A 14,366-nucleotide genomic window follows, 5' to 3' on the forward strand; every position below is an offset into this window, starting at 1 on the left:
TTGCCAGACGGCAATCGATTTATCATCGCAGCTACGCGCTTTTCCTTGCGTTCAATGCATTGAGTGATTAAAGTGTGTGCTAATTGCATCATGCACATCAAATGGGCATTTCTTGGTGACTACCCTTGAACAACCTCTGAATATACGCGGTGTGACACTGCCAAACCGCGTATTTCTCGCGCCCATGTCGGGCGTTTCCGATCTTCCGTTCCGAAAACGCGCCGCCGAGGCTGGTGCGGGCATGGTTGTTTCGGAAATGGTGGCAAGTGCTGAACTCTGCAATCGCCATAAGGAAAGCATGTTGCGCTTATCCGGCGAAGGGCTTGGCACGCATGTCGTGCAGCTTGCAGGTCGCGAAGCGCATTGGATGGGCGAAGCAGCCATCATCGCCGAAGGCGAGGGTGCGGATATTATCGACATCAATATGGGCTGCCCTGCCAAGAAAGTGACGGGCGGCTATTCCGGTTCAGCCCTTATGCGCGATCTCGATCATGCCATGACGTTGGTTGAAGCAACCGTTAATGCCGTGAAAGTGCCAGTCACGCTGAAAATGCGTCTTGGCTGGGACGAAAACAGTATCAACGCACCGGAGCTTGCAAAGCGTGCCGAAGATGCGGGTATTGCGATGGTGACGGTACATGGACGCACACGCTGCCAGTTTTATGAAGGCAAAGCCGACTGGGACGCCATTCATGCGGTACGCGATGTCGTGAAGATTCCACTTGTCGCCAATGGCGATGTGTCGTCACGCGAGGATGCGGAAGAATTGCTGCGTCGCTCAGGCGCTGATGCCGTGATGGTCGGACGCGCCTCCTATGGTCAGCCCTGGCTTGCTGGTTTGATCGCAGGCAGCGATTTCGCACCGCGGTCGCAGGATGACATTCTTTCTTATATTATAAGGCATTACGAAGATATGCTCGACCATTATGGCAGCAAGACGGGTATTCGCCATTCAAGAAAGCATCTTGGCTGGTATCTGGATCGCCATGCAGTCGAAGCATTTTCTCCCGCAGATAAGGCTGAAATCATGACGCTCATCGACCCGGAAGCGGTTATCGCGGCATTGACCCGCGTTTTTCTGCGTGAAGCAGACAGAAAGGTCGCGTGATGGGCGTTAGAGGTGAAACGAACGGCATTCCAGCAATCATTCTGGATGCAATCAATCAGCCTGTCATTATGGTCAGCGCCGACAATCATATTGTTTATGCGAATATGGATGCGGAGCAGTTTTTCCGCTCGGGTTCGTCCATTCTGGCGCGTAACCGTCTTGAATCTTTTCTGCCTTTCGGAAGCCCATTGCTGGCTCTTGTCGATCAGGTTCGCACCGCTCAGGTTCCGGTGAACGAGTATCGCGTCGATATTTCATCTCCGAAACTCGGTGCCGAACGCATTGTCGATCTTTACGTGGCACCGGTCATCGAAACGCCGGGTGCTGTGGTTATTCTGTTTAAAGAAAAGACCATGGCGGAGAAGATCGACCGTCAGATGACCCATCGCGGGGCCGCACGTTCGGTGACGGGGCTTGCTTCCATGCTGGCGCATGAGATCAAGAACCCGCTTTCAGGCATTCGTGGGGCCGCTCAACTGCTTGAACAGGTGGTTGGTGATGAAGACCGCGCATTGGCACGGTTGATTACCGATGAAACTGATCGCATCGTGAAGCTCGTTGATCGTATGGAAGTGTTTTCCGATGAGCGCCCCATCGAGCGCACGGCGGTCAATATCTATTCGGTACTGGATCATGTGAAAACGTTGGCGCGAAACGGTTTTGCGCGGCATATCCGCTTTGTCGAGGAATATGATCCATCGCTGCCGCCGGTTTATGCTAATCGCGATCAGCTTGTGCAGGTTTTTCTCAATCTGGTGAAAAATGCTGCTGAGGCGCTTGGTGACCGTGAAGGTGCCGAGATCACGCTCTCGACGGCTTATCGTCCGGGCATTCGCCTGCAAGTGCCGGGCGCCAGTGACCGTGTTGCGCTGCCACTTGAGTTTTGCGTCCATGATAATGGTCCGGGCGTGCCGGAAGATATGCTGCCGCATCTGTTTGATCCGTTTGTGACGACCAAGACCAACGGGTCAGGTCTCGGACTGGCGCTTGTGGCCAAAATCATTGGAGATCATGGCGGTGTGATCGAGTGCGATAGTTATCCATCGCGCACTACGTTCCGCATTCTCATGCCTGCATGGAAAAGTTCTGCTGATAACACGGGCTCCAAGAGCCCAAGCATGTCTGCAAAGACGGGAGATAACGCATGATTGCCGGACGTCCGACAGGTACGATTCTAGTTGCGGATGACGATGCTGCAATTCGCACAGTGCTTAATCAGGCACTTTCGCGTGCTGGCTACGATGTTCGGGTTACGTCCAATGCGACCTCGCTGTGGCGTTGGGTGGCAGCTGGCGATGGCGATCTGGTTATTACCGACGTCAATATGCCAGACGAAAATGCATTTGATCTGCTGCCACGCATCAAGAAAATGCGCCCCGATCTGCCGATTGTGGTGATGAGCGCGCAAAATACATTCATGACCGCGATCCGGGCTTCGGAAGCGGGAGCTTATGAATATCTGCCAAAGCCGTTCGATCTGACAGAGCTCATCAATATTGTTGGTCGTGCGCTTTCAGAGCCAAAGCATAAGCCAGCTGCCGTGTTGCAGGATGAGCAGGCAGAAAATATGCCGCTCGTTGGCCGTTCGCCAGCCATGCAGGAAATCTATCGCGTCTTGGCCCGTATGATGCAGACCGACCTGACCATGATGGTCACAGGTGAGTCGGGCACAGGCAAGGAACTGGTTGCGCGCGCGCTGCATGAATATGGGCGCCGTCGCAAAGGGCCGTTTGTTGCCATCAATATGGCTGCAATTCCGCGCGATCTGATCGAATCCGAACTGTTTGGCCATGAAAAAGGTGCCTTTACCGGCGCACAGAACCGTTCAAGCGGACGTTTTGAGCAGGCCAATGGCGGTACGCTGTTCCTTGACGAAATCGGCGACATGCCGATGGAAGCGCAGACGCGCTTGCTGCGCGTGTTGCAGCAGGGCGAATATATGACGGTCGGTGGCCGCACGCCCATCAAGACTGATGTGCGTATCGTGGCCGCGACCAACAAGGATTTGCGCCAGCTCATAGCACAGGGTCTGTTCCGCGAAGACCTTTATTATCGCCTGAATGTCGTGCCACTGCGCTTGCCACCACTTCGTGAGCGCAGCGAAGATGTGCCTGATCTGGTTCGTCACTTCTTCAAGCGCGCTGCCGAAGAAGGCCTGCCAGAGAAACGCATTACGCCCGCTGGCATTGAAATGATGCGTCGCTATCCGTGGCCGGGTAACGTGCGCGAACTCGAAAATCTCGTGCGCAGGCTTTCAGCACTTTATCCGCAGGACGAGATTTCGCCGGAAATCATCGAGACCGAGCTGAAATCAGAGCTTTCAAAGCCTGATATTCCAATTGCGGTTGCGGGCGACATTGAAAACATCACCATATCGCAGGTCGTTGAGCAGAATATGCAGCGATACTTCGCATCGTTTGGTGCTGATCTGCCCCCACCAGGGCTTTATCATCGCGTGCTGGCGGAACTGGAATATCCGCTGATTCTTGCTTGTCTGACCGCAACGCGGGGTAATCAGATCAAGGCTGCAGAAATTCTCGGACTTAATCGCAATACGTTGCGCAAAAAGATCAGAGAGCTTGGCGTGAACATCTATCGGGGCACAAAGCAGTAAAAAACGGGCAGTAAGACCGCTCACAGTTTCGCGAAGTCTTATTTAAGCTGTAAACAATCGTTGCATTTTCGCCACAATGCGTTGCATAGATGCAACGCTATTGGATAACATGGTTAACATGAATACAGCGAATCTGACGACGGATATGGATAAGGTGGGGCGATCATCGCAAGGCGGTGAGGGGCGCAGGCTTCTTGCATTGCCCGGTATTATTACCGTTGTGTTGGCGCTGGTTACAGCGTCAATTTCTTTTGCCATACTCATCGGTATCACGCCAATCACGCCTGATCGCAACGTGACGATTGCGTTGGTTATCGTCAATGTGGCGCTGATTGTTTTTCTTATCCTGCTGATTTGCCGCGAGATTTTCCGTATCGTATCGGCTCGCAGATCGGGAAAAGCAGCTTCTCGTCTGCATGTCCGCATCGTTGCGCTGTTCTCATTGATTGCGGCTGTTCCGGCAATCGTGGTGGCAATTGTCGCTTCCGTGACGCTTAATCTTGGACTTGATCGGTGGTTTGATACGAATACACGCGATATCGTGAGTTCGTCGCAGAGTTTGGCCGATTCCTATCTCCGCGACACGGCACTTAACTTGCAGAGCACGTCTTTTTCGATGTTGCAGGAGTTGGATGCTCAACGCACGCTTTACAGTCTCGATAGGGGCGGGTTCATCCGCTATATGACGCTGCAGGCCGGTGGCCGCGGGCTGCTCGGTGCATTTCTGGTTCGTGAAGACGGCACCGTTATCGTTAAAAGCGAAACTGGTGTGGAAACACGACTTCCACCTCCTACCGAAGATGCTCTGCAAACAGCCTCTGACGGTAAGCCGGTTATCATCCCCCCGGGTGATCTGAACTTCGTCGGCGCTGTTATCAAGATGCGCGAAATACCGGATCTGTATCTTTACACGGTTCGGGCTATCGATCAGCAGATATTGGACGCAATGCGTCTGATGAAAGCCAATACAGAACGCTATCAGGAGATGGATGCTACGCGCATCCCGACCCAGATCGCTTTTGCGCTTCTCTATTTTGGTCTGACTCTCATTGTTCTGTTGTCGGCTATTTGGACCGGTATTGCCGTTGCAGACCGTCTGGTTCGCCCGATCAGGCTGCTGATTGGTGCTGCTGATGATGTGGCTGCTGGCAATCTCGATATTTCTGTGCCGGTACGCTCGTCGGATGGTGACGTTGGTGCGCTTTCGGGCACCTTCAACAACATGGTCGCCGAGCTTAAGAGCCAGCGTAACGAACTTCTGTCGGCGAAAGACCAGATCGACGAGCGCCGTCGCTTCTCCGAAGCCGTGCTTTCGGGCGTTACAGCCGGTGTTATCGGCATCGAAACGGATGGCTCGATTTCGATCCTCAATCGCTCTGCCGAGCATATGTTCGGGGTCAGCTCAGAGGATGCAATCGGCAAGAGCCTAAGCAGCATTGCTCCTGAAATCGGACAGGCCTTTGAAGTTGCCCGCACGACGGGTCGCACCGTTCATCGCGAGCAGGTCAGCATGACTCGTGGCGGTGTTGCGCGTACCTTCAACGTGCAGGTAACTGTTGAGGATGCGGAATCCGACGATCACTCTTATGTCGTCACCGTTGATGACATTACCGATCTCGTTCAGGCACAGCGTTCGTCTGCATGGGCTGATGTTGCGCGCCGCATAGCACATGAGATCAAAAACCCGCTCACACCGATCCAGCTTTCGGCGGAACGCATTCGTCGTCGTTATGGCAAGGTGATTACCGAGGATCGCGAAGTCTTCGATCAATGCACCGACACGATCATTCGTCAGGTTGGCGATATTGGTCGTATGGTCGATGAATTCTCCGCTTTTGCGCGTATGCCCAAGCCTGAAATGAAGGCCATGGATATGCGCGAGGCGCTGCGGGAAGCATCGTTCCTCATTGAAGTCAGCCGTCAGGATATTCAGTTCGCCAATGAATATGGTTCTGAGAAGCTGATTGGTTCGTTTGATAGCCGCTTGCTCGGTCAGGCATTTGGCAACGTCATCAAGAATGCCAGTGAAGCAATTGATGCTGTGCCCAAGGAAGAGCGCGGCGAGGGGCATATTCTTGTGCGCTCAATGAAAGCGGACGGGAACCTGATCGTCGATGTCATCGATAACGGCAAAGGTCTGCCGGGTGATGATCGTCAGAAGCTCCTGGAGCCTTATATGACGACGCGAGAAAAAGGCACGGGTCTTGGCCTCGCGATCGTCCGCAAGATCGTGGAAGACCACGGTGGACATTTGGAATTGCATGATGCGCCAGCAGATTTCCACGGAGGACGTGGCGCAATGATACGTATGATCTTTCCTGAGGTTTCCGCCGGTCCATCCGGTGCGGAAGAGGGAAATCCCGGAAACGAGATAATTGGACAGGTGAACTGATATGGCAGCCGATATTCTTGTAGTTGATGACGAAGCGGATATTCGGGAACTCGTTGCAGGTATCCTCAGCGACGAAGGCTATGAAACCCGCACAGCCTTTGATGCCGATAGTGCGCTTGCGGCGATTGATGATCGCGTGCCACGGTTGGTGTTTCTCGATATCTGGTTGCAGGGCAGCCGCCTTGATGGTCTTGCGCTGCTCGATGAAATCAAGAAGCAGCATCCCGATCTGCCAGTGGTGATGATTTCCGGTCACGGCAATATTGAAACGGCTGTGTCTGCGATCCGCCGCGGTGCTTATGATTTTATCGAAAAGCCTTTCAAGGCGGATCGTCTTATTCTGGTTGCTGAACGTGCGCTGGAAACGTCGAAGCTGAAGCGTGAGGTTTCCAATCTGCGCAAGCGCGGCGGTAACAGTATGGAACTGATTGGCGCGTCACTTGCGATCAACCAGCTGCGCCAGACCATAGAGCGCGTTGCACCAACCAATAGCCGCATTATGATCACTGGCCCTTCGGGTGCGGGGAAAGAGCTGGCGGCACGCGCCATTCATGCGCAATCGAGCCGCGCCAATGGCCCGTTTGTTACCGTGAATGCTGCAACCATTACGCCGGAGCGTATGGAAATCGAGCTTTTCGGCACTGAAATGGATGGTGGTGAACGCAAGGTCGGTGCGCTTGAAGAAGCGCATGGCGGCATTCTTTATCTCGATGAAGTCGCCGACATGCCGCGCGAAACGCAGAACAAGATTTTACGCGTTCTCGTCGATCAGCAGTTTGAACGCGTTGGCGGAACCAAGCGCGTGAAGGTGGATGTCCGCATCATTTCCTCTACGGCACAGAACCTTGAAGGCATGATTGCCGAGGGTACTTTCCGCGAAGACCTTTTCCATCGCCTTTCTGTGGTGCCTGTGCATGTGCCACCGCTTGCAGCGCGCCGCGAAGACATTCCATCGCTGGTCGAGTATTTCATGACTCAGATTGCCGAGCAGGCCGGTATCAAGCCGCGCAAAATCGGATCTGACGCCATGGCAGTTCTGCAGGCGCATAGCTGGCCGGGCAATATTCGCCAGCTGCGTAACAATGTTGAACGCCTGATGATTCTGGCGCGTGGCGATGATCCGGAAGCACCTGTAACCGCTGATCTTCTGCCTGCAGAAATTGGCGACACGCTGCCGCGCGCGCCGACTGAATCCGATCAGCACATCATGGCATTGCCGTTGCGTGAGGCGCGCGAGCGTTTCGAGAAGGAGTATCTCATCGCGCAGATCAATCGCTTTGGTGGCAATATCTCGCGTACGGCTGAATTTGTCGGCATGGAACGCTCGGCATTGCATCGCAAGCTGAAGTCGCTCGGCGTTTAATATTCAAGTAGGCGGGATGATATGCGTGTAATCGTATGCGGAGCAGGGCAGGTCGGCTATGGTATTGCCGAGCGGCTTGCTGCCGAAGAAAATGACGTCTCCGTCATTGATACGTCCGCGCGCCATATCGAGATTGTCCGCGACACACTGGATGTGCGTGGCTTCGTCGGCCATGGCTCGCAACCGGATGTGCTCGCCGCCGCCGGTGCCAACGAAGCCGATATGATTATTGCGGTGACGCTGTCTGACGAAGTCAACATGGTGGCCTGTCAGGTGGCGCATTCGGTTTTCAATGTGCCGACCAAGATTGCGCGCATTCGCGCACAGTCTTATCTCAAGGCCGAATATCAGGACCTGTTCCTGCGCGAAAACCTGCCCATTGATGTGATTATCTCGCCGGAGCTTGAGGTCGGTGAAGTGGTTTTGCGGCGCATCGCCTTACAGGGCGCGACCGATGTGCTGCGATTTGCCGATGATAAGATCATCGGTCTCGCCATCGAATGTCTGGAAGAATGCCCGGTTATCAATACGCCGCTGAAACAGCTGTCCGACCTTTTTCCTGGACTGGCTGCGACAGTCGTGGGCGTTGTGCGCAATGGTAGCCTGTTTATTCCACGCTCCAACGATCAACTACATGCCGGTGATCTTGCCTATGTCGTCACGACCCGCGAGCAGGTCCGCAGAACGCTGTCATTGTTCGGGCATGAGAAGCCGGAAGCGCATCGTATTGTTATCGCAGGCGGTGGCAATATCGGGCTTTATGTCGCCAAGGCTATTGAAGAGCGTAAGTGGCAGACGCGTATCAAGATGATCGAGAGCGAGCACGAGCGCGCCTTCGCGATTGCCGACCAGCTCAACCGGACCATGGTTCTGCATGGCAGTGCGCTTGACCAGGCACTTTTGCAGGAAGCCGATATCGAGGACGCCGATCTTTTTGTGGCGCTGACCAATCAGGATCAGGTCAATATCCTCTCCAGTATCATGGCCAAGCGCCTTGGCTGTAAGGCCAATATGGCTTTGATCAATACGGTTGCGTATCAGGATTTCACCCACATGGTGGGGATTGACGCCTATATCAATCCGAAAGCCGTTACCGTATCGAAGATATTGCAGCATGTCCGGCGTGGTCGTATCCGTGCCGTCTATAGTGTCTATCGGGACATGGCGGAAATCATTGAGGCGGAAGCGCTTGAGACGTCGTCGCTGGTGGGTAGCCCTCTGCGCGATCTCGATCTGCCGGAAGGCCTGCGAATCGGCGCAATCTATCGCGACGGACAGGTTATCCAGCCCAATGGCAATGTTCGCATCAAGCCGAAAGACCGTGTTGTGATCTTTGCGACCGCTGATGCTATCAAGCATGTGGAGCAAATGTTCCGCGTAAGCCTCGAGTTCTTCTAGCTAGCAATTTGATGTATCTATTTTATTAGCTGATCTTTATATGATGCCGCAGTTCTTCTTCCTCGGTGTCATTCATGGATATCTGCACTTTCTGGTATGGGCCGCGGCTGCGCGATGTTGATCGCATCTGTCTGGCATCGATGGTGATGACCGGTCAGCGTGTGAAGCTGTTTTCATACGCGCCTATCGAGAACGTGCCAGCGGGCGTCGAACTACACGATGCCAGCAGCATTCTGCCTGAGCTGGTGTTTAAGCGTCTTGATCCCGGCTATCCGAATTTCCACAGCCGGACAACGATCGTTCAGTTCAGCGATATTTTCCGTATAATGCTGATGAAGCATAAGCAGGGTGTGTGGCTCGATACGGATGTTTACCTGCTCAAGCAGTTTCATCCCGACCCGTCAAAACCATATCTCGCGCGCGAGAATCGATTCCGTGTTGGCGTGTCCGCGCTTTATCTGCCGCATGACCATCCGATTATCCGCGAATTTGAAGCTTATGTGGCTGCCAGCTATCCGTTGCCGCGTTGGCTTGGATTGCGACGTGGAAAGCTGCGCCCGCTTTATTATCGCGTGATCGGTAAGGAAGTTACGCCCGCCGCCATTGGAATCACTATTTTTGGAAATGACGGCATATCCCGGCTGGCGCGCAAGTATGGCATCTTCAGAAATGCAGCTCCGCAGGAGAATTTCTATTACTGGGTCGGTAAGGAAGCTACGCGGATTTACGATCCGGCTTATGGGATTGAACCTACCAAACATCCTGATTTCATTGGCTTTCATATCCATAAGAAGCATAAGGAAGTCGTCTCGATGCAACCGGGAAGCTTCTATATGTGGGCAATTGACCGCGTGAGACCTCTGCTTGGTGAGCCACTTTCTTTCGAGCAAAATCAGTGCTCATCCGTTGGTGCCTAGAAAGAATTGCTTACCTGCATTTGAATTTGCTGGTTGCGCAAAGATTCCCATCCTGTTAACCGAAGCTAAAGAGCGAAGCAGTTGTCTTTCCACAGCAATTGCGATCAGTGCCAGGCTTTGCGCAATCCGGGTGCTTGATTTATGTGTGTGCGCGTGTTCGTCTGGCATTAAACGAACAAACTGCTGATCGATTAAAGGAATAAAAACAATGGCTGAACGATCGCAAAATCTTCAAGACCTTTTCCTCAATTCTGTACGCAAGCAGAAAATTTCACTGACCATCTTCCTTATTAATGGCGTGAAGCTCACGGGTATCGTGACGTCCTTTGACAATTTCTGCGTATTGCTGCGTCGCGATGGTCATTCGCAGCTTGTCTACAAGCATGCAATTTCGACCATCATGCCGAGCCAGCCGGTACAGATGTTCGAGGGTGAGGAAGTCTGACGCTTATCAGTTTATAACTGACCAGTTTTATGCTGGAGCGTGGTGATCTCTTGAAACTGTCACACCGCTCCAGTTTTTTCGATTCCGATCCACGCCCGGTTTGGGCCATTTGGATCATGATTTGATTAGCCGGGGCGTCTTCTGTTTGAAACCGCAAGTGCGGAGACCTATCTGCTGGATAGTTCGTTTCCGTATCCCGGAGTAAGTTTATTTGTCGAAATTCAAGGGTAAGAACGTATCGCCTGCCGATGAAAATAAGGGATTTGGTGTGTCTGAACCAGAACCCACAAGAGCGGCGGTTATCGTTCCAATTTTGCCAGAGCGGCACAATACAAGCACTGCAAGTGAAGAAGGCGAGAGACCCCAGTTCCAGCGCTCTAATGAAGCGCGGCTGGAAGAAGCCGTCGGTCTTGCGCGTGCGATCAATCTCGAAATTGCCCATGCCGAAAACGTGATCGTCAATCAGCCGAGGCCTGCGACCCTTCTGGGAACCGGCAAGGTTGAAGCTGTTGCTGAAGTCGTCAAAGAAAAGGCGATTGGCCTTGTTATCGTTGATCATGCGCTGACGCCTGTGCAGCAGCGCAATCTTGAAAAGGAGTGGAACGTCAAGGTTATTGACCGTACCGGCCTCATTCTCGAGATTTTCGGCGAGAGAGCGCGCACCAAGGAAGGTGCGTTGCAGGTAGAGCTTGCGCATCTGAACTATCAGAAGGGCCGTCTTGTACGAAGCTGGACCCACCTTGAGCGTCAGCGCGGCGGTAGCGGCTTCCTCGGTGGTCCGGGTGAAACGCAGATCGAAGCCGACAGACGTATGCTTCAAGACAAGATTTTGAAGATCAAGCGTGAGCTTGAAACGGTTGTGCGTACGCGTACGCTGCACCGGCAGAAGCGCCGCAAGGTGCCGCATCCGGTTGTCGCGCTCGTTGGTTATACGAATGCGGGCAAATCAACGCTGTTCAATCGTATGACGGGCGCGGATGTGCTGGCGGAAGATATGCTGTTCGCCACGCTCGACCCGACATTGCGTCGTATTCGTTTGCCGCATGGCGAGACGGTCATTCTGTCTGATACTGTGGGTTTCATTTCGAACCTTCCACACCATCTGGTTGCTGCATTCCGTGCAACACTGGAAGAAGTGGTTGAGGCCGATCTGATTCTGCATGTCCGTGACATTTCCGATCCCGATAATGCAGCACAGGCCGAGGATGTCGAAAGCATTCTGTCTGGTCTCGACGTCGAGCCGCATGATCATAAGCGCGTGATCCAGATATGGAACAAGATCGACAATCTGGATGAAGCTGGCCGTGAAGCGGCTTCCCGTCTGGCTGCTGCAGGCAGCGAGGAGGGACGTCCCATCCCGCTTTCAGCCTGGACCGGTGAAGGCGTTGACAGGTTGCTTTCTTTGATCGAGACCCGCATTGCAGGTGCGCTTGGTACTGTTGATGTTGTGCTTTCTCCGTCCGAGCTTCGTATACTCGACTGGATGTACCAGCATGGCAGCGACGTGAAGCGCGAAGATCTGGAAGATGGCTCTGTTCGTATTCAGGCCCGCCTGACTGAAACGGCACGCAAAATGCTCGATGAGAAACGCGGCATTAAGCCTGTCGAACAGGATTCCGACTGGGATTGATCGGCATCTTGCGGAACAGGGCTGCAAAGCCCTATGTATGGAACATCCGTACGATTCATATTCGCCATAAATATGCAGAGGCCCATTATGAGAGATCCCATTGAAACCGTCATGAACCTCGTGCCGATGGTGGTCGAGCAGACCAACCGTGGCGAGCGGGCCTATGATATCTTCTCGCGCTTGCTGAAAGAACGCATCATCTTCGTCAACGGTCCTGTCGAAGATGGCATGTCGATGCTGATCTGCGCGCAGTTGCTCTTCCTCGAGTCTGAAAACCCGAAGAAAGAGATCAACATGTACATCAATTCGCCAGGTGGCGTTGTTACGTCCGGCATGGCGATCTACGACACGATGCAGTTCATCAAGCCTCCTGTTTCCACGCTCTGCATGGGCCAGGCTGCTTCCATGGGCTCGCTGCTTCTGACTGCAGGCGCCACTGGCCAGCGTTATGCGTTGCCAAATGCCCGCATCATGGTTCACCAGCCTTCGGGCGGCTTCCAGGGGCAGGCGTCGGATATTGAGCGTCATGCGCAGGACATCATCAAGATGAAGCGCCGTCTGAATGAAACCTACGTCAAGCACACCGGTCGCGATTATGAGACGATTGAGCGTACCCTTGATCGCGATCATTTCATGACCGCACAGGAAGCTCTCGAGTTCGGTTTGATCGATAAGGTGATCGAATCGCGCGACGCAGGCACTGAAGAAGCCAAGTAATTTTGAGGAGGCAGTTTGACTGCCTCTCCATATTTTGGTGCTCTTTGCCACAAAAGCGGCTTATTTGTTGTTCGTACCTGAAGGTTAACGAGTGGCGTTAAGCATCTGTTGGGGTTCAGGGCGCTAAAATCACTCAGATTGTGCAGAAACTGGCGGGAATGGCGATTTTTCAATTGTTCCCCGCCTAAGGTTCTGCAAAAGTCGCCAAAACAGGCTTCTTCGGTCGGGAAGCCTGCGGTGACTGGAATCCAGAGAATGTAAGCAGTGCGTTTTGACTGCTGATACGACCATTGAGGCGGCGGTGTATTGTTCCCTCAATTGGATCCGAACCGGAAGAAACGATTGAAGTGGGCGCATCGCGGAATGGCGTTCAATTCGGTCAATTGAAAGGAAACTGCAATGAGCAAAGTCAGCAACAGCGGCGGCGATTCAAAGAATACGCTTTATTGCTCGTTCTGTGGCAAAAGCCAGCATGAAGTTCGTAAGCTGATTGCAGGCCCGACCGTATTTATCTGCGACGAGTGCGTCGAACTTTGCATGGACATCATCCGCGAGGAAAACAAAACCTCGATGGTGAAGTCGCGCGAAGGTGTACCTACGCCGCAGGAAATTATGGACGTTCTTGACGATTATGTCATCGGCCAGAAGGGCGCCAAGCGCGTTCTCGCTGTAGCCGTGCACAATCACTACAAGCGTCTCGCGCATCAGACGAAGAGCAGCGACATCGAACTGGCAAAGTCCAACATTCTGTTGGTTGGCCCTACGGGTTGCGGCAAGACCTATCTTGCTCAGACACTCGCACGCATTATCGATGTTCCGTTCACCATGGCTGATGCCACGACGCTCACAGAAGCCGGCTATGTCGGTGAAGACGTCGAAAACATCATTCTGAAGCTGCTTCAGTCGGCTGATTACAACGTTGAACGCGCGCAGCGCGGCATCGTTTACATCGACGAAGTCGATAAGATTAGCCGCAAGTCGGACAATCCTTCGATCACCCGCGACGTGTCGGGCGAAGGCGTTCAGCAGGCGCTTCTGAAGATCATGGAAGGCACCGTTGCTTCCGTACCGCCGCAGGGCGGTCGCAAGCATCCGCAGCAGGAATTCCTGCAGGTGGATACGACGAACATTCTGTTCATCTGTGGTGGCGCTTTTGCTGGTCTCGACAAGATCATCTCGGCACGCGGCGAGAAGACATCGATTGGTTTCGGTGCAAACGTGAAGTCGGTTGATGAGCGTCGCATCGGTGACGTGTTCAAGGAACTGGAACCCGAAGATCTGCTGAAATTCGGTCTCATTCCGGAATTCGTCGGTCGTCTGCCTGTTATCGCTACTCTGGAAGATCTGGATGTCGATGCACTGGTACAGATCCTGACCGAGCCAAAGAACGCGCTCGTGAAGCAGTATCAGCGTCTGTTCGACATGGAAAGTGTCGAGCTGAGCTTCCACGACGACGCTCTGCGCGCGATTGCCAACAAGGCAGTTGAACGCAAGACCGGCGCTCGCGGCCTGCGCTCGATCATGGAAAAGATCCTGCTCGACACGATGTTCGAGCTTCCAACGCTGGAAGGCGTGCAGGAAGTGGTCATTTCCGGTGATGTTGTGGATGGAAGCGCTCGTCCGCTCTATATCTACGCTGAGCGGCAGGAAGAAAAGGGCAATGCGTCGGCCTGACGATTGCGAGAACTTTTGGAAAAGGCCGCGCAAGCGGCCTTTTTCTTGTCTATGTCTTGGCTGATGCTGAATACAACGAGCGCTTGTTATTGTACAAATTCCCGTGAC

Annotated in this window: 11 protein-coding genes and 1 pseudogene; all 12 read left to right on the plus strand. The window is 53.5% G+C overall.

All coding sequences use genetic code 11. The features are described 5' to 3' along the window. Positions 1-115 precede the first annotated feature (115 nt). The 12 genes and pseudogenes from dusB to clpX all read left to right on the plus strand — a co-directional run bounded on the left by dusB (position 116) and on the right by clpX (position 14,258). On the plus strand, positions 116-1,108 hold the full coding sequence (dusB, locus tag QSJ70_RS02720; RefSeq protein ID WP_285534684.1) for a tRNA dihydrouridine synthase DusB: 993 nt from the start codon (positions 116-118) through the stop codon (positions 1,106-1,108). Beyond that, a complete protein-coding gene (locus tag QSJ70_RS02725) occupies positions 1,108-2,256 on the plus strand; it encodes a two-component system sensor histidine kinase NtrB (RefSeq protein WP_285534730.1) in 1,149 nt (382 codons plus the stop codon). Before dusB ends, QSJ70_RS02725 begins: the two co-directional genes overlap by 1 nt. Next, the gene (gene ntrC, locus QSJ70_RS02730; RefSeq protein ID WP_007875118.1) at positions 2,253-3,722 is read left to right on the plus strand and encodes a nitrogen regulation protein NR(I); all 1,470 of its coding nucleotides are present in this window, start codon (positions 2,253-2,255) and stop codon (positions 3,720-3,722) included. Before QSJ70_RS02725 ends, ntrC begins: the two co-directional genes overlap by 4 nt. Before the next feature lie 76 nt (positions 3,723-3,798). After that, a complete protein-coding gene (locus tag QSJ70_RS02735) occupies positions 3,799-6,114 on the plus strand; it encodes an ATP-binding protein (protein ID WP_285534685.1) in 2,316 nt (771 codons plus the stop codon). Position 6,115: 1 nt separating this feature from the next. After that, complete coding sequence (gene ntrX / locus QSJ70_RS02740; protein WP_007875116.1) at positions 6,116-7,477, plus strand: nitrogen assimilation response regulator NtrX; 1,362 nt, start codon at positions 6,116-6,118, stop codon at positions 7,475-7,477. A 21-nt stretch (positions 7,478-7,498) separates the two neighbouring features. Next, positions 7,499-8,875 carry a Trk system potassium transporter TrkA gene (gene trkA / locus QSJ70_RS02745; RefSeq protein WP_064320661.1) on the plus strand — a complete coding sequence of 459 codons (1,377 nt, stop codon included), beginning with the start codon at positions 7,499-7,501 and terminating at the stop codon, positions 8,873-8,875. Between the two features lie 74 nt (positions 8,876-8,949). Continuing rightward, positions 8,950-9,792 carry a glycosyltransferase gene (locus QSJ70_RS02750; RefSeq protein WP_007875114.1) on the plus strand — a complete coding sequence of 281 codons (843 nt, stop codon included), beginning with the start codon at positions 8,950-8,952 and terminating at the stop codon, positions 9,790-9,792. Next, positions 9,767-9,995, plus strand: a pseudogene (locus QSJ70_RS27645) (hypothetical protein). The gene QSJ70_RS02750 and the pseudogene QSJ70_RS27645 overlap by 26 nt, the downstream one beginning before the upstream one ends. 5 nt (positions 9,996-10,000) lie before the next feature. Beyond that, positions 10,001-10,237 carry an RNA chaperone Hfq gene (hfq, locus tag QSJ70_RS02755; protein ID WP_007875113.1) on the plus strand — a complete coding sequence of 79 codons (237 nt, stop codon included), beginning with the start codon at positions 10,001-10,003 and terminating at the stop codon, positions 10,235-10,237. A gap of 211 nt (positions 10,238-10,448) precedes the next feature. Next, positions 10,449-11,867 carry a GTPase HflX gene (gene hflX, locus QSJ70_RS02760; RefSeq protein WP_079211936.1) on the plus strand — a complete coding sequence of 473 codons (1,419 nt, stop codon included), beginning with the start codon at positions 10,449-10,451 and terminating at the stop codon, positions 11,865-11,867. An 87-nt stretch (positions 11,868-11,954) separates the two neighbouring features. Then, positions 11,955-12,584 carry an ATP-dependent Clp endopeptidase proteolytic subunit ClpP gene (gene clpP, locus QSJ70_RS02765; RefSeq protein WP_007875110.1) on the plus strand — a complete coding sequence of 210 codons (630 nt, stop codon included), beginning with the start codon at positions 11,955-11,957 and terminating at the stop codon, positions 12,582-12,584. Between the two features lie 399 nt (positions 12,585-12,983). Next, positions 12,984-14,258, plus strand: a complete 1,275-nt coding sequence (gene clpX, locus QSJ70_RS02770) for an ATP-dependent Clp protease ATP-binding subunit ClpX (RefSeq protein WP_007875108.1) — start codon at positions 12,984-12,986, stop codon at positions 14,256-14,258. Positions 14,259-14,366 lie beyond the last annotated feature (108 nt).

It is taken from the genome of Brucella sp. NBRC 12950 (assembly GCF_030268145.1).
GTDB lineage: Bacteria > Pseudomonadota > Alphaproteobacteria > Rhizobiales > Rhizobiaceae > Brucella.

Excerpts from the sequence above, each read along its gene's own strand:
- QSJ70_RS02725 (WP_285534730.1), top strand. The coding sequence starts at position 1,108 with ATGGGCGTTAGAGGTGAAACGAACGGCATTCCAGCAATCATTCTGGAT.
- ntrC (WP_007875118.1), top strand. The coding sequence starts at position 2,253 with ATGATTGCCGGACGTCCGACAGGTACGATTCTAGTTGCGGATGACGAT.
- QSJ70_RS02735 (WP_285534685.1), top strand. The coding sequence starts at position 3,799 with ATGCGTTGCATAGATGCAACGCTATTGGATAACATGGTTAACATGAAT.
- ntrX (WP_007875116.1), top strand. The coding sequence starts at position 6,116 with ATGGCAGCCGATATTCTTGTAGTTGATGACGAAGCGGATATTCGGGAA.
- trkA (WP_064320661.1), top strand. The coding sequence starts at position 7,499 with ATGCGTGTAATCGTATGCGGAGCAGGGCAGGTCGGCTATGGTATTGCC.
- QSJ70_RS02750 (WP_007875114.1), top strand. The coding sequence starts at position 8,950 with ATGGATATCTGCACTTTCTGGTATGGGCCGCGGCTGCGCGATGTTGAT.
- hfq (WP_007875113.1), top strand. The coding sequence starts at position 10,001 with ATGGCTGAACGATCGCAAAATCTTCAAGACCTTTTCCTCAATTCTGTA.
- clpP (WP_007875110.1), top strand. The coding sequence starts at position 11,955 with ATGAGAGATCCCATTGAAACCGTCATGAACCTCGTGCCGATGGTGGTC.
- clpX (WP_007875108.1), top strand. The coding sequence starts at position 12,984 with ATGAGCAAAGTCAGCAACAGCGGCGGCGATTCAAAGAATACGCTTTAT.